Origin of the sequence: uncultured Roseobacter sp., from assembly GCF_947495025.1 — a bacterium.
In the GTDB taxonomy this organism is placed as follows: domain Bacteria; phylum Pseudomonadota; class Alphaproteobacteria; order Rhodobacterales; family Rhodobacteraceae; genus Roseobacter.
Genome location: NZ_CANLXG010000003.1, coordinates 471,163 through 486,218, shown reverse-complemented (window position 1 = coordinate 486,218; position 15,056 = coordinate 471,163). Strand labels below are relative to the sequence as shown.

The window sequence follows — 15,056 nt, the reverse complement described above, 5'->3', positions numbered from 1 at the left end:
GTGTAACGTCACAGTGACAGGTTTCAGCCGGAGGGACCACCTTTGTCCAGTAACGTGGCTGCAAGTCCGCGTGTAACAGCGCATTTGCGGGCAAGTGATGCGGCATCCAGCGCTGCGACTATTTCCCTGGCACCGGCAAAGGACCGATCAATGCGGCGGACCAGATAGGAGATGACCTCAGGTTTCGGAGAAAGCTGGCGGTCGGAAAAAAGCTTTGCCAGCAGCGCGGCCAGCAGCGCGTCATCAGGTGGCTCCAGCTGCGCCACAGTGGTGCCTGCCAGGCGACTGGCGAGATCGGGCAGGTCAATTCCCCAGTGCGCAGGTGCGCCGCAGCCTGTCAGGAGCAGGCTGTTGCCCTCTGCAAGCACCATGTTGTGCAGATGAAACAGTGCGGTCTGTTCGGCAGAATTGCCGGAGAGCAGATGAACATCCTCGACGGCAATATGTCCTGTGGCCAGTAACGGTACATCTGCTGCGGCAAGGTCCTGGGCCGCGACGACCTGCGCGCCGGACAGTCCGGCCCAGACCTGGGTCAGATGCGTCTTTCCCGATCCCTCCGGTCCGGAGAGCAGCAGCTTGCGCCCGGACCAGCCCTGCCAGCCTTCGATCATTGCGATGGCGACAGCGTTTGAGGGCGCCACCAGAAAGTCCGCGCGTCCCAGCGCCGGTACACCGGGCAGGTCAAATCCGAGCTGTTCGGCCATGTCAGCTGTCGTCCTGTCCGGATCTGCCGCGGTAAAGCAGGGAACTCTGGTATTTTTCGACACCAAACCGCGTAATGACACCCAGGGCTGCCGCAACCGGAACCGCGACCAGCATGCCGACAAAACCAAAGAGCGCGCCAAAGACGGAAAGGGCAAAGATCAGCCACACCGGATGCAGACCCACCGAGCTGCCCACCAGTTTCGGAGTCAGAACGTTGCCTTCGATCACCTGACCGATCACAAATATACCGCCAACCAGTCCGATGCTGACCCAGTCGCCCCAGAACTGAAAGAGCGCGAGACCGATGGCCAGCGCACCGCCGATGAGAGCGCCGAGGTAAGGAATGAAGGTCACAAGCCCGGCCACGAACCCGACTACCAGGCCGAACTGCAGCCCGACAAGCATGAGAGCCACGGCGTAGTAAGTCCCGAGGATCAGGCAAACGGTACCCATGCCGCGGATGAATGCCGCCAGTGTACTGTCGATGTCACTGGCAAGCCGGCGGATTACCGGTGCATGATCACGCGGCAAAAGCTGGTCAATGCGCGCGACCATCCGGTCCCAGTCCAGCAGCAGATATACAGAGACAACCGGCACCACGACCAACAGAACCACGACGTTCAGCAGGGACGCAGCAGAGGTCAGCGCGGTTTCCAGCAACTGCGCCCCGCGGCTTTCGATTGTTGCGGCAACGCTGTTGATCGATTGCCGCACGGTCGAACCCTCGTCCAGCAGTGTCGGGAACCGTTCGGTGAGCCAGGCTGTGAAGGTCCGGGCAAATTCCGGCGCCACCTCGAAAAGCTGCAGTGCCTGGCTGACCAGCGTAGGAACGATCAGCAGGGCCATAACGACAAAGATCAGCACACCGGCGATGGTGATTACGGCTGTGGCGGCAACGCGGCTCAGTCCGACCCGTTCGAGACGGTCAGCGACCGGATCCAGAAAATAGGCAATCGCGCCACCGAGGACAAAAGGCAGCAGCACGTGGCCCAGAAACCAGAGCAGGATGAAAAAGACCGCCGCAACGGTACTCCACCATATCACCTGTTCTCTTACGGGCAGGGCCATTTCTGTCTCCGATCTGTTCAGGGTTCCACATTGCCCAACATCGCCGCCACTTCAAGGGTGCCGGGTGAAAAACCGCTCAGCGCTGCGCCGATTGTCCGATTGCGGGGGCGCACAGATTGGCATAGTCAGGTCCGGAGATTTCTGACCAGAGGACCCGGTACCATGCGCCTGACCCGCTATTTCCTGCCTGTACTGCGTGAAAATCCTGCGGAGGCGCAGATCGTAAGCCATCGTCTGATGCTGCGTGCAGGAATGATCAAACAGAATGCCGCCGGGATTTATTCGTGGCTGCCGCTTGGGTTCCGGGTTCTGCGCAAGATCGAGAACATCGTCCACGAGGAACAGCAGCGCGCAGGGCATATTCCGATGCTGATGCCTACGCTGCAGCCTGCCGATCTGTGGCGCGAAAGCGGGCGGTATGATGCCTATGGCCCCGAAATGCTGCGCATCCGCGACCGCCAGGACCGGGACATGCTCTATGGCCCTACAAACGAAGAGATGATCACCGACATCTTCCGGTCTCATGTGGGCAGCTATAAGGATCTGCCGCTGACGCTCTATCATATCCAGTGGAAATTCCGCGACGAGATGCGCCCCCGGTTTGGTGTCATGCGGGGCCGCGAATTCTACATGAAAGACGGGTACAATTTTGACCTGACCAAAGAGGATGCGCTGCATGCCTATAACCGCCATCTGGTGAGCTATCTGCGTACCTACGAGCGGATGGGTCTGCAGGCCATTCCGATGCGTGCCGACAGCGGCCCGATTGGCGGGGATGATACGCATGAATTTCTTGTCCTGGCGGAAACCGGCGAGTCGGAGGTGTTCTATGACAGCGCCGTAACTGATCTGACTTTTGGTGACCGCGAGATCAATTTCGACGATGTGGACCAGTGCCAGTCGATCATGCAGGAGTTCACCAATCTCTACGCACGGACCGACGAGACCCACGACGAAGCGCTCTTCAGCGCCATTCCCGAAGAGCGGCGGCGCACGGCGCGTGGTATCGAGGTTGGACAGATTTTCTATTTCGGGACCAAGTATTCCGAGGCGATGGGAGCGACCGTGCAGGGCCCGGACGGTAAGGCCACGCCGGTGCATATGGGCAGTCACGGGATCGGGGTGAGCCGTCTTCTGGGCGCAATTATTGAGGCCAGCCACGATGACAAGGGTATCATCTGGCCCGAAGGCGTTACACCGTTCCATTGCGGGATCGTGAACCTGAAACAGGGTGATGCCGAGGCGGATGGTGCCTGTGATGCGCTTTATGCGTCGCTCAAAGCGCTCGGGCTCGACCCGCTCTATGATGACCGCGACGAGCGCGCCGGTGGCAAATTCGCAACCATGGATCTGATCGGACTGCCCTGGCGGATCACCGTTGGGCCACGCGGTCTGAAAAACGGTGTGGTCGAGCTGACCAGCCGCCGCACCGGCGAGAGCGAAGAGCTGCCGCCTGAAGAAGCCGTGAAAACGGTGGCCGGTATCTACAGTGGTCACAGCGCGCCGGGCGAGCACGTGGAGATGATGGCGCAGCGATCGTTCCACACCTATATCTGACGCTTTGCGACACCGCCGGTGTCTGGTATGATGCCGCCGATGCCTCCTGGGGGAGAGCAGGAGCAGGGTATGATCCTTCGCGCAGCCATCTTCGCAGTCAGCCTCAGCGGTGCGCTGGGCGCGGCCCAGTTTCCCGCGTTCTCGCAACAGTATCTTCAGCGACTGGGCGGCGCGGTTGACGCGCTGGATCAGGTCGTAGCCGATTTTGATGCGTCTGCTGCGGCTCTGGGTCTGACGCGGGATGCGGCTCTTGCGCAGATGACCGGTTCCGCCTTTGTTGAGGCCCGGCGCGTGGACATGCAGCGCACGTTTGAGCGTCATGCCGCGCTCAGTGCGGATCTTGTGGTTCTGAGCGGCCATGGCCCCTTTATGCGCGCCTATCATGCTGCCCGCCTGACGGATGCAGAAGTGGCGCGCGGTGCCTGGTCAGCCTTCCGGCCATCACTGCCACTGACCCCGGCGACGGCGCTGTTTGCCATGGCAGGTTTCCTTTTGAGCTGGGCGGTATTGCGCCTTTTGTTTATGCTCCTGCCGGGCTGGCCGCGGCGGCGGGTGCAACAGTCTGCTTGACCCGCCCGGGTCAAAGCCCCACGTTGCGCGGAAATACGCCCTGCAGGACAACCGATGGCACGAACCACAGCCCCTTTTGCCGCCTTTGAATGGATGATTGCCTGGCGTTATCTGCGCGCGCGCCGTGCCGAAGGTGGCGTCAGCACGATGACCTGGATCAGCCTGATCGGTATTACGCTCGCCGTTTTTGCCCTGATCGCAACACTTGCTGTGCGGTCGGGTTTCCGGGCCGAATTCGTCGGCACGATCCTTGGAGCAAATGCGCACGTCACGGTGTATTCGCTGGGTGAAGTCACCGCCGCTGGCCGGATCGACCGGAGCATTTCAGAGTACGAAGCCCTCGCAGAACGCCTGAGCCAGGTCCCCGGTGTCACACGTGCGGCACCGCTGATCCGCGCGCAGGTCATGGGTGCCGGACAGGGCAGTAATGCAGGCATTGATCTTTACGGCATCAGCGGAGACGACCTGCGGACCCTGCCGGGTATCGCAGATGCGGAAATGTCGCTGGGCGATATCAACAGCTTTGAAAGCGGAATTGCTCTGGCTTCGGGCGTGGCCCGGGAACTCGGTGTCGGGATCGGTGACCGGATCCGGCTGATCTCGCCGGATGGCGTAAAGACCGCTTTCGGCACATCGCCGCGCATCAATGCCTACGACGTAACCTACATCTTCTCTGCGGGGCGGTATGACATTGATCGTGTGCGCGCGTATCTGCCTTTTGAGGAGGCGCAGATATTCTTCAACCGCGAGGGGCGCGCTGACGAAATCGAGGTGATGGTCGAAGACCCCGAGAACGTCGACGGGCTGTCTCCGGCGTTGCTGGAGGCTGCGGGCGTCCGGGCGCAGGTCTGGACCTGGCGCGATGCGTCGGGCGGGTTTCTGCGGGCGCTCGAAGTCGAGGACAATGTGATGTTCATCATCCTGTCCATCCTGGTACTGATTGCGGCAATGAACATCGTCTCGGGCCTGATAATGCTGGTCAAAAACAAGGGTCGGGATATCGGCATCCTGCGCACGATGGGTCTGACCGAGGGTTCGGTGCTGCGGATATTCTTCATCTGTGGTGCAGCGACCGGTGTGCTGGGCACGCTGATGGGCGTGATCCTCGGCTCTCTTTTCGCAATTTTCATTGATCCGATTTTTTCTTTTGTGAACGTGATGATGGGCGGCGGCGTCTGGGATCCGTCTATCCGCGGCATCTATGCACTGCCCGCAGAGCTGCACCTCGGGGATGTTTTGTCTGCGGTTGCCCTGTCTCTCGGCCTGTCCTTTGTGGTCACCCTCTTTCCAGCGCGACGTGCCGCGCGCATGAACCCCGTCGAGGCGCTTCGGTATGAGTGATCCGGTGCTGGAGCTGCAGGGCATCGCCAAAGCGTACAACCCAGGCGAACCGGGCGAGGTCAGCGTGCTGCGTGGCGTCGATCTGACCGTGTCGCGCGGAGAGGTTGTTGCACTGGTTGCGCCGTCCGGTGCAGGTAAATCCACCTTGCTGCATATTGCCGGCCTGCTTGATACGCCGGACACCGGTATTGTGCGGATTGCCGGTGAAGAAATGAGCGGGCTGGGTGACGGTCGCCGTACCGCCGTTCGCCGTTCGGATGTCGGGTTTATCTATCAGTTTCACCACCTGCTGCCCGAATTCTCCGCGCTGGAGAACGTGGTTCTGCCACAGCTGGCGAATGGGGTCGCGCGCGCGCACGCAGATATCCGGGCAACGGGCCTGCTTGAATCGGTTGGGTTGGCGTCACGCGCTTCGCACCGGCCTGCCGCCCTGTCCGGTGGCGAGCAACAGCGCGTTGCCTTTTGCCGGGCGCTGGCCAACAGCCCTGCGCTCCTGCTTGCAGACGAACCGACGGGCAACCTGGATCCGGAAACCTCGGATCAGGTGTTCGAAGCCTTGATGCAGCTGGTGCGGGACACAGGACTGGCGGCCGTGATTGCGACACACAACCCTGACCTCGCCGTCAGGATGGATCGTCAGATCAGGCTCGGAAACGGCCTGCTTGTCTGACTGGCACCTGCTGCCGTGTTGCGCTTGACCTTGGCGCCTGCCTGGGCGCAATCTGCGCGCAACCGGGGAGAAAATCATGCCATTAACCGATATCACCACGATTGAAGCGGTGACCGCAGAGGCATTGCGCAAGCACGGTGCCCAACCATTTGCTGCGACCGAAGTTGCGCGGGCGGTTGCGGCTGCAGAGGCGCATGGCAACCGTATCTGCGGGCTGTATTACGTCGAAAGCTATTGTCTGCAGCTTCTGAGTGGCCGGGTAGATGGCGCCGCGGTTCCGGTTGTTACGGCACCGCGTCCTGCCACACTGCACGTCAACGCAGGATACGGTTTTGCACAACCGGCATTTGCACATGGTCTGACGCCAGCACTTGATGCCGCGAGGCAGTTCGGAACAGCTACGCTGGCAATCGGCCATGCGCATACCTGTACGTCCCTTGGGTATTTCACCGAGCAGATTGCACGCGCCGGTATGATCGGCATCGGTTTCACCAATGCGTCACCCATTGTTGCGCCACCGGGTGGGCGCAGTCGTGTGATCGGCACAAATCCGATTGCTTTTTCGGTGCCAGACGGTGAGGGCGGCCTTGCGATGCAGTTTGATCAGTCAACGACGACGGTCGCACTTGGCAAAATCACAATGGCAAAGGCCGCCGGACAGTCCATTCCGGAAGGCTGGGCGCTGGATGCCGAAGGCCGGCCTACGACGGATCCGGATGCGGCTCTGCAGGGATCTCTCGTTCCGATGGGTGGGTACAAGGGCTGGGGCTTCGGTCTGATGGCCGAAATCCTCGCGGCCGGTATGACCGGTTCTGTGCTGTCCCGGGACGTCAGACCACTCAAAGCTCCCACGGGTGCGCCGCACGATCTTGGCCAGTTCTACATCCTGATGGATCCCGATGTATCGCCGGACTTCGGTACCCGGATGAACGCTCTTGTCGCAGCGGTCGGAGAAGACGAGGGAGGACGCATTCCGGGTCAGTTCCGCACAGCCGCCGAGCGGGTCGAAGTTGCAGACAGTGTCTGGGCGCAGATCGAAGAGCTTGCCTGCGGGCCTAAACCTTCTGCGTGACAAAGACACCCGCTGCCATCAGGGCGATGCCGGCGGCCCGTGTCAGGTCCAGCGGGGCGACCCGCGCGCCAAAGAGGCCAAAATGGTCAATAGCGGCAGCACTGACGAGCTGACCGAGCAGAACGAAAAACACCGCGTTGCCGACGCCGAAAACCGGGGCAATCCAGGTAATGCTGAGAACATAAAACGCGATCAGCACGCCTGCGAGCAGGAGATATCTGGGGGCCTGGGTGACTTTGGAAAGAGCCTGCGGACCGGTTGTGATCATGACCGCGAGGCAAGACAGAAACGCGATTGTGAACAGAACCGTCGCTGCCGCAGCCGGGGATCCGATGCGTTGACCAAGCGCTGCGTTCAGTGCGGCCAGCATCGGGATGCCTACGCCGGCCAGTGTCATAATGATTGCGTATTGGGCCATGGAGCGATCCTTTTAACCTGACATTAATCCGAGCATGACCTCCTGCTATGACAGCGGCAAGGCCGTTTTCCACGGCTGGCCCGACAAAGGAGGAATTCATTTGCGCCGTCTGACTTTTCCGGTTCCGGGACTGATACTGGTCCTCGCGGCCTGTGGGCCGGGAGAGCGCGATCTCGAACGCGAGGGCGCAGCGCTCTTTGCGGCCAGTTGCGCTCTGTGTCATGGCGGTGATGCCCGCGGCGGTGGCGGCGCCGGGGTGCGCGGGCTCAGCAAGACACCGGCCGATCTGACCGTACTGTCGCGCAGCGCGGGCGGGGAATTCCCTGATGCCCGTGTGCTCGGTATACTCGAGGCCTATGCCACAGGCGAACAGGACGGGCGGGCCATGACACCGCTGGTCGCACTGGAAGACCCACGCCGCGCACGTCTGCCGGGCGTCGCGCGGGTACCGCGGGCGCAGGCCGCGATCCTGGCCTGGCTGCGGTCTGTGCAGGTCCCCTGATCAGCTGCAGATGCCTTCGATTTCAACCCCCTCCCAGGGCAGGCCGACCGCATAGGGGCGCGACTGTGGCAGTGGCGCAACCGGCATGGCCTGTGAAATCAGTGCATGCAGGCGCTGCGTGCGGGCCGCGCCGGGGTCCAGCGCGCGACAGCAGACAAATTCTTCCATAATCGCCCCCTGCTGCTCATATCCGAAATCCGCGAAACGGGGTTCTTTACTGAGATCAAAGAGGTAGGGGTCGCTGGCGCCGCCATGCTCAAAAGCAGCCCGCAGCGGGGTATATCCGGTGTCCTGGCGATTCTGCCACTGCCAGACGTGGGTCAGTTCATGCGCAAAGAGCATCGCCGCAATCAGCCCGATGCGGTCCGGATAGTCGGGCAGATAGTCATCGAGGTACCAGTCTTTGTCGAACAGCACGCGGTTGTAAAACGCCACAGCCGCAGGTTTGGACGTAACGACCTCCTCTGTGATGGGCGGCAGGATGCGCTCGCGGCACGTGGTCCGGGGGCGTGCGGCACGCCGGAAAGTCACCGCTCGCGTGGGCGCACCGTCCACAAGGCGGACGCGATCCACATCAAGGGTATCGCCGTGAATGGTGCGGGCGAAAGCCACCTCTGTTTCTGTCAGGGGGCGGCCGCAGGCGGTCAGAACAATCAGACTGGCAATGACAAATAATCGCATGCCCCATCAGTGCAGAAAGCCCGCCCGGCAATCAAGCAGTGCCTGCAGCCGTCACGTGGTTTTCATCTTGGAGTAATGGCTGCTTGATCCGGATCAAGGCGCGCGCCCTCAGGGCATGCCATGCTGATAGCGGATGGATAAGGAGCTGATCATGAATAATTTTACAGCTGTTCTGAGTGGTCTGGTGCTGATCGGCGGCGCTGCTTTGGCACAGGACGCCGTGATCGGGGCCGAGATCTATGCACGCCACTGCGCCACCTGTCATGGCGAAGAGGCGCGGGGCAACGGCCCGATGGCGCCGGCGCTGGTGCTGCAGCCGCCGGACCTGACGGGGCTGACAGCGCGGCATGACGGTGTGTTGCCGGTCGAGCGTATTATCATGCGTATCGACGGGCGCGATCCGCTGGTGAGCCACGGCTCGCCCATGCCGGTCTATGGCGAATTTTTCGAGGGCACTGATGTGATCCTGAAAACTGAGACCGGGCAGCCGGTGCTGACCTCGCAGCCGGTGGCGGACCTGCTGGAATACCTGCGCGGGCTGCAGGAATAGCGTCAGACTGTGCGCGACCGGTACCGGCGCACGATGTTTCAGGGCACTCCCGACGGCGTGAAATATCGTGACGGTGCGGGGGGTGTTTGTGTCAGTCTGCAGGGGCCACATGGGGGTCAGATCGCAGGGCAGAACGCGCTGCGGCACTGACCGCACCCCGCCGGGGTGCCTGGAAAGGAGCGCCGATATGGCCCGTGTAGTTGTACCGACTGTGATTGGATTTCTGGCCCTGATGGGTGTCTGGATCGCCTTTGAGGCTGTTCATATGATGGCGATGTGAGACGCCTTTGGGCGCCCCTTGCCCCCCGTGGATGATGTGCCATGGGTGGTGAGGGACGAGCACGGGCGTGCTTCCGCAGATGTGGTGCGTTCGCTCAGGTAACGCCACGGACGTAGCGGTTTCTTAGCGGAACTGATGGAAAGGGCAGCGTGTTAGCCCGGGAAGGAGGCCGTCTTGCAATCGTTCCAGTGGAACGTTTGAGGCCGGAGCGATGCGGCAGCATCAGGGGGGCACGCAGTGCGCCCTCCCAAGGGGGAAGGTTTCAGGGCTGAACGGGCGGAGCCCTGTACAGGCGCAATAAGGATACATTGCAACAGTTGGGACGGGCTGCGCCTGACCTCGGGCCGGAGGGCGTCTTGCAAACGCTCCAGTGGAGCGTTTGAGCCCGGAGGGGTTCGCAGAAACGAGGGGGCATAGAATGCGCCCTCCCCGTGGGGGAGGTCGGGCGCGGCCCGAGGCGGGGCCTCGGGCGGAATTGTAAACAAACGTTTAGCGCTGTGTTCGGTCAAATGGGCGGAAGCGCAACGCGCTTCGCTGCATGCTAGTCTCAGAATTGAATGTTGGAGTAGTCGTTTATGTCAAACATCCGTTGTATTCCAATCGTCAGAGGATTTGTTCTTTCCTTCATCGGGGGTGTTTCTTTCGGCCTCGTCTGCCAAGTTCTGTTTTGACTCGCTGCTGCCAGTTTGGTGATTTTCGAATAGCTCACCTTTCCAATAGCGATCCCAGAGTTCGTCGGCGTTTACAATATTTGAAACTGCGGCTCCGGCGATAAAGAACAAAATATGTCCTATTTGACTTAGTGCTAAGCGAGGATTGTTTTGCTGAATCGCGAGCTCGGCGACTTGCTCAAGGGCTGGGTTGATGGGCGCTACGCTTTTCGGTAGCGAATTTAGATTGGCGGCCTTTTCAATTTTTCTTGTGAATTGTTTTGCTTGTTTCTTTGTAATATCGGCCTCAGCCAATATTCGCAGCGCCTGTTTTCTGAAATCATATCTTCCGTCTTCAAGTGCCGCTAAACTCCCGCACTTGGGGCAACTAGCTGCATTGCCGTGCATGATTGTATTCGCGTCTGCCGGAGACGGGAAGGTTAAGCCGCAGATGACTGGGCCGCAATTCGGACAAAAACCCGGTACTTGGTAGGGTCCCCCTCCTCCAAAGTAGCTTCTTGACATGTACGTCGGCACCAGCTAACCCCTTGAATAGATGTTATTTAAACATCCAGCTCCTCCACAAACTTCGCGTTCTCCTGGATGTACTGATACCGCAGCTCGGGCTTTTTCCCCATCAGGCGCTCGACCAGATCGCCGGTCTCGCCTGGCATATCCTCGTCAATCGACACGCGGATCAGTTTGCGGGTCGCTGGGTCCATGGTGGTCTCTTTGAGGTCCTTGGCGTCCATTTCCCCCAGACCCTTGAAGCGGGAGACGTCAATTTTGCCTTTGCCGCCCAGACCTTTTTCCAGCCAGGCGTCCTTTTCAGCCTCATCGAGGCAATAGACCCGTTTCGCCCCCTGCGTCAGCCGGAAAAGCGGTGGGCAGGCAAGATAGAGGTGGCCCGCGTCAATCAGCGGGCGCATCTGGGTAAAGAAAAACGTCATCAGCAGCGAGGCGATATGCGCGCCGTCCACATCCGCGTCAGTCATGATGATGATCTTGTCATAGCGGAGATCATCGAGGTTGAATTTGGTGCCCATGCCACACCCCAGCGCCTCGCAGAGATCCGAGATTTCGGCGTTTGAACCCAGTTTGGACGAGGCCGCCCCCAGCACGTTGAGGATCTTACCCTTGAGCGGCAGCAGGGCCTGGGTTTTGCGGTCGCGCGCGCCCTTGCCGGAGCCACCCGCACTGTCGCCCTCGACGATAAAAAGCTCGGTGCCCGCGCGGTCCTTGGACGTGCAGTCTGTCAGTTTGCCGGGCAGGCGCAGCTTTTTGGTGGCTGATTTGCGGGCGGTTTCCTTTTCCTGACGGCGGCGCAGGCGTTCTTCGGCGCGCAGGACCAGGAAATCGAGGATGGCGCCGGCGGATTTCGTATCCGCCGCCAGCCAGTTGTCAAAGTGGTCGCGCACGGCCCCTTCGGTCATTTTCTGCGCGGCCTCGGTAGAAAGGCGGTCCTTGGTCTGGCCCACAAAGGCCGGGTCAGCGATGAAGCAGGAAACCAGCGCGCAGCCGCCCGAGATCAGGTCCTCGCGGGTGATCTGGGCGGCCTTTCTGTTGTTGCTGAGCTCGCCATAAGCCTTGATGCCTTTGAGGATCGCGGCCCAGAAGCCGGCCACATGGGTGCCGCCTTCGGGCGTGGGCACGGTGTTACAGTAAGACTGGATGAAACCGTCGCGGGAAGGGGTCCAGTTGATGGCCCATTCCACCTTGCCCGCCTCGCCGAATTTCTCTTTGAAATCAACCGTTCCGGCAAAGGGATTATCGGCGTAGGTCGTGGCGGTTCCAAGGGTCTCGCGCAGGTAATCCGAGAGGCCGCCGGGGAAGTGAAAGGTGGCCTCTGTCGGGGTTTCGCCGTCGTTGATCGCGGATTTCCAGCGGATTTCGACGCCCGAGAAGAGGTAGGCCTTGGAGCGGATGCTCTTGAAGAGGCGCGCGGGCTTGAAGCGGTGCGAGCCGAAGATCTGCTCGTCGGCGTGAAAGGTGACGGTGGTGCCGCGGCGGTTGGGTGCCGTGCCCACTTTCTCCACGGGTCCCAGCGGTACGCCGCGCGAGAAGCGCTGTTCAAAGACTTCCTTGTTGCGGGCGACCTGGACGACCATGCTGTCCGACAGGGCATTGACCACCGAGGCGCCGACACCGTGCAGACCGCCCGAGGTTTCGTATGCTTTGCCCGAAAACTTGCCGCCTGCGTGGAGCGTGCAGAGGATCACCTCGAGCGCAGACTTGTCGGGGAATTTCGGGTGCGGGTCGATCGGGATGCCGCGGCCGTTGTCGCGGATGGTCACGGCGTAGTCGTCGTGCAGCTCGACCTCGATGCGGTTGGCATGGCCCGCGACGGCCTCGTCCATGGAATTGTCGAGTACTTCTGCCACCAGATGGTGCAGCGCGCGTTCATCGGTGCCGCCAATGTACATGCCGGGGCGTTTACGGACAGGCTCCAGCCCCTCCAGCACTTCGATAGAGGAGGCATCATAGTCTTCTGGTGCGGTGCCGGTCAGCAGATCATTGGGCATAAGCTCGAGCCTCTTTTGGTGATTGCGCCAAGTATGGCAGAGGGGCAGGGGCGGGGAAAGCCCCGGACCCTTTCCTTATGCGTCAATTGCGGGTCAGATGCGCGGGAAAATGGTTAACGAAAAGGCAGACGGATGACCTGGATCACAACGGTGCCCTTTGAGGCGGCGACGGGGCGGCTGAGACAGCTCTATGAGCGGATCAGGGGGCCGGGCGATAATGTCGACAACATTATGATGGCGCATTCCCTGAGACCGCATACGATGGAAGGGCACATGACCCTCTATAAATACGTTCTGCACCATTCGGGTAATACTGTACCCAAGTGGTTTCTGGAGGCGCTGGGGGTCTGGGTGTCGCATCTGAACAAGTGCGATTACTGCGAGCGGCATCATTTCGCTGGGATGCGGCGGCTGATTGGCGATCATGCACGTTCCGATGCGATCCAGACGGCAATCCGGCTGGGGGCCGTCGGTGCCATGCCCCTGAGTGCGGCGGAGCAGGCAGCAATGCGCTATGCCCGCAAACTGAATGAAACACCCGGAGACATGCGCAGGGCGGATGTCCTTGCGTTGCGGGCAAGCGGCTGGGACGACGGGCAGATTCTCGAGATCAATCAGGTGGTGGCTTATTTTGCCTATGCCAACCGCACGGTTCTGGGGCTGGGCTGCTCGACAGAAGGCGATATTATCGGGCTGAGCCCGGGCAATTCAGAGGATCCTGATGACTGGGGGCATACCTAGGCGTCCCCGTTTGTTTCCGGCCAGCGCCAGGCTATGGCCCCGAGATAATTGCCGCTGCCACAGGCCACAACAGTGGTGCGGCGCGGCCCCCAGCCGTCTTCCCGGCGGATGCGCGGCTCAGCGCTGCGCGTCCGCGCCAGACAGCGCAGTCCGGTCAGCGTAATCACCAGAAATTCCCCCTGACCGGCGCGGGGGATTGTGTCGATTGTCTGCCACCCGTTTTCCAGGGCCTCTGAAAGAAGAGAGAAGGGGTCCACCCGCCGTTTACTGATTGTGTCTTTCACGTCGTGTACCCCGTCTGACTGTGCCGGCAACAGGCTGGCAATCAGCAGAACGGCAGCAATTCTGGGGGAGTTCTGCCGGAATGTCCATGCGGCGCAGTCACGATGCCGTGCGGTCAGGAAAAAGCCGTGAAACTGCGCCCGGGTGTCAGGACAGGGCCTACTCGCCCTCAGCAAGGGTTTCGAACCGCAGACCGCGTGCGGTTCTGTCGGGAAAGCCAGTCCAGTAAGTATGGTCATCCGTCGGCAGAGCTTCTTCGTCCAGCGCCGTTACCCCGTCGTCAGACACAGGGATCAGATCAAAATACGGCCGCCGGGAGACATCGCCGCGCAGATGCAGGTCAAAGAACGCAGTGGCAAAGTGCTGGGCAATGTTGTTCATGCGCACTGTGTCCCAGACCGGGTCGGCATAATGCTCAAATGGCACGAAATCGAGAGTGTCCACAGGCTCCCGGCTTTCTTTGGGTGCCGGGATCGGGGCGGCTGCATTATGGTTTGCGTGATTGAAGGTCAGCAGATGTCGTTCCGTGCCGCGCGCTTCTTCGAAAATCGTCCGGATGGCGCCATAGACCGAAACATCATCCGATCCGCCCGCCATGATAAGTGTCGGTTTTTCCAGTCCCGCCAGTGTGTTGGCATCCCAGAAACCTGCATTGCGGCCCCAGGGACCAATAACGATGAGTGCCCTGACCCGGGGGTCGATCAGCGCGGCATGGCTTTCGCTGCCTGACAGGTGCTGTGCCAGCAGGCCGTTGGGCGTACCCCAGCTGTATTCAGTCGAGGCCTGCGTCACGCCCGCACCGCCGAACACCAGCGCGCCGTACCCGCCCATGGAGTAACCGATCACACCTACAACAGAAGTGTCTGTTATCGCGCCCAGGTTGCTCTCGAGTGCCGCCATCTGATCTATGACAAAGCGCTGGTCGATCGGGCGGTTGAGCAGGGTAGAGCCAAAGGCGGCCTGATCGGAATAGGTGCTGTCCCGGTGATCGATGGCGACAGTAATATAGCCTTTGGAAGCGAGGTTCTCGCCAAGATGCGACATCAGATACCGGTTGCCGGGATAGCCGTGGCTGATCACGATCAGCGGATAGCTTCCATCGGCGACCGGTTCCGCGTCACGTGCCGCACGGCCGGTCAGAGTCACCGGTGTCTGACCGTCCCGCAGAACAGTATCATAAGACCCGCCCGGCTGGGTGCCTTCGACCGCAGGGTACCAGACCTCTACTGTCAGTTCACGGTCATAAAGTGGCACGTCGTCGCCGGTTACAGCCAGCACGTCAATCTGGCCGGGATTCACAAACCGCAGTGTCTGCACGCCGATCGGAAAAGTACCATAGGGGGCCAGTTCGGGGGCGTCTGGACGGACCTCGTCAACCGGATTTGCCAACACCTGACCTGCGGCCAGAAGGGCCAGGGCTGCAACAAAGCTGGTGCGGCTCATCTTG

16 protein-coding genes are annotated in these 15,056 nt (G+C 60.8%); 8 read left to right on the top strand and 8 right to left on the bottom strand.

Annotated elements, in window-relative coordinates:
* Positions 1-23: 23 nt before the first annotated feature.
* Together Q0792_RS16555 and Q0792_RS16550 are read right to left on the bottom strand one after the other, a co-directional pair.
* Positions 24-704 carry a DnaA/Hda family protein gene (locus Q0792_RS16555; RefSeq protein WP_298843304.1) on the bottom strand — a complete coding sequence of 227 codons (681 nt, stop codon included), beginning with the start codon at positions 702-704 and terminating at the stop codon, positions 24-26.
* Position 705: 1 nt separating this feature from the next.
* Positions 706-1,773 (bottom strand): AI-2E family transporter, encoded by a 1,068-nt coding sequence (locus Q0792_RS16550; RefSeq protein WP_298843302.1) that lies wholly within the window; start codon positions 1,771-1,773, stop codon positions 706-708.
* 162 nt (positions 1,774-1,935) lie between these two features.
* Here Q0792_RS16550 and proS point away from each other — a divergent pair, with 162 nt between their 5' ends.
* The 5 genes from proS to Q0792_RS16525 all read left to right on the top strand — a co-directional run bounded on the left by proS (position 1,936) and on the right by Q0792_RS16525 (position 6,983).
* A complete protein-coding gene (gene proS, locus Q0792_RS16545) occupies positions 1,936-3,330 on the top strand; it encodes a proline--tRNA ligase (RefSeq protein WP_298843299.1) in 1,395 nt (464 codons plus the stop codon).
* A 69-nt stretch (positions 3,331-3,399) separates the two neighbouring features.
* Entirely contained in the window at positions 3,400-3,900 is a 501-nt protein-coding gene (locus Q0792_RS16540; RefSeq protein ID WP_298843296.1) for a DUF2937 family protein, read from the top strand.
* Positions 3,901-3,954: 54 nt separating this feature from the next.
* Positions 3,955-5,241, top strand: coding sequence for a lipoprotein-releasing ABC transporter permease subunit (locus Q0792_RS16535; protein WP_298843293.1), 1,287 nt, complete (start codon positions 3,955-3,957; stop codon positions 5,239-5,241).
* On the top strand, positions 5,234-5,911 hold the full coding sequence (locus Q0792_RS16530) for an ABC transporter ATP-binding protein (protein WP_298843291.1): 678 nt from the start codon (positions 5,234-5,236) through the stop codon (positions 5,909-5,911). The genes Q0792_RS16535 and Q0792_RS16530 overlap by 8 nt, the downstream gene beginning before the upstream one ends.
* A 76-nt stretch (positions 5,912-5,987) precedes the next feature.
* Positions 5,988-6,983 (top strand): Ldh family oxidoreductase, encoded by a 996-nt coding sequence (locus Q0792_RS16525; protein ID WP_298843288.1) that lies wholly within the window; start codon positions 5,988-5,990, stop codon positions 6,981-6,983.
* Here Q0792_RS16525 and Q0792_RS16520 read toward each other — a convergent pair.
* On the bottom strand, positions 6,967-7,401 hold the full coding sequence (locus tag Q0792_RS16520) for a DMT family transporter (RefSeq protein WP_298843286.1): 435 nt from the start codon (positions 7,399-7,401) through the stop codon (positions 6,967-6,969). The genes Q0792_RS16525 and Q0792_RS16520 overlap by 17 nt on opposite strands.
* Positions 7,402-7,501: 100 nt before the next feature.
* Between Q0792_RS16520 and Q0792_RS16515 the strand changes: the two genes are divergently transcribed.
* A complete protein-coding gene (locus Q0792_RS16515; protein WP_298843284.1) occupies positions 7,502-7,903 on the top strand; it encodes a c-type cytochrome in 402 nt (133 codons plus the stop codon).
* Here Q0792_RS16515 and Q0792_RS16510 read toward each other — a convergent pair whose 3' ends face one another.
* Positions 7,904-8,584: a hypothetical protein gene (locus Q0792_RS16510; RefSeq protein WP_298843281.1), complete on the bottom strand. Its 681-nt coding sequence runs from the start codon at positions 8,582-8,584 to the stop codon at positions 7,904-7,906.
* A gap of 151 nt (positions 8,585-8,735) precedes the next feature.
* Between Q0792_RS16510 and Q0792_RS16505 the strand changes: the two genes are divergently transcribed.
* Positions 8,736-9,134 (top strand): cytochrome c, encoded by a 399-nt coding sequence (locus tag Q0792_RS16505; RefSeq protein WP_298843278.1) that lies wholly within the window; start codon positions 8,736-8,738, stop codon positions 9,132-9,134.
* Between the two features lie 858 nt (positions 9,135-9,992).
* On the opposite strand, the gene Q0792_RS16500 is transcribed toward Q0792_RS16505, so the two are convergent.
* Both Q0792_RS16500 and parE read right to left on the bottom strand, forming a co-directional pair.
* On the bottom strand, positions 9,993-10,472 hold the full coding sequence (locus tag Q0792_RS16500) for a hypothetical protein (protein ID WP_298843275.1): 480 nt from the start codon (positions 10,470-10,472) through the stop codon (positions 9,993-9,995).
* Positions 10,473-10,627: 155 nt separating this feature from the next.
* A complete protein-coding gene (gene parE, locus Q0792_RS16495; protein WP_298843272.1) occupies positions 10,628-12,586 on the bottom strand; it encodes a DNA topoisomerase IV subunit B in 1,959 nt (652 codons plus the stop codon).
* Positions 12,587-12,718: 132 nt separating this feature from the next.
* On the opposite strand from parE, the gene Q0792_RS16490 reads away from it, so the two are divergent.
* Complete coding sequence (locus Q0792_RS16490; RefSeq protein WP_298843270.1) at positions 12,719-13,327, top strand: carboxymuconolactone decarboxylase family protein; 609 nt, start codon at positions 12,719-12,721, stop codon at positions 13,325-13,327.
* Here the strand turns inward: Q0792_RS16490 and Q0792_RS16485 are convergent.
* Positions 13,324-13,611, bottom strand: a complete 288-nt coding sequence (locus Q0792_RS16485) for a hypothetical protein (protein ID WP_298843267.1) — start codon at positions 13,609-13,611, stop codon at positions 13,324-13,326. The genes Q0792_RS16490 and Q0792_RS16485 overlap by 4 nt on opposite strands.
* A gap of 157 nt (positions 13,612-13,768) precedes the next feature.
* Positions 13,769-15,052, bottom strand: coding sequence for an alpha/beta fold hydrolase (locus Q0792_RS16480; RefSeq protein ID WP_298843265.1), 1,284 nt, complete (start codon positions 15,050-15,052; stop codon positions 13,769-13,771).
* Between the last annotated feature and the right edge of the window lie 4 nt (positions 15,053-15,056).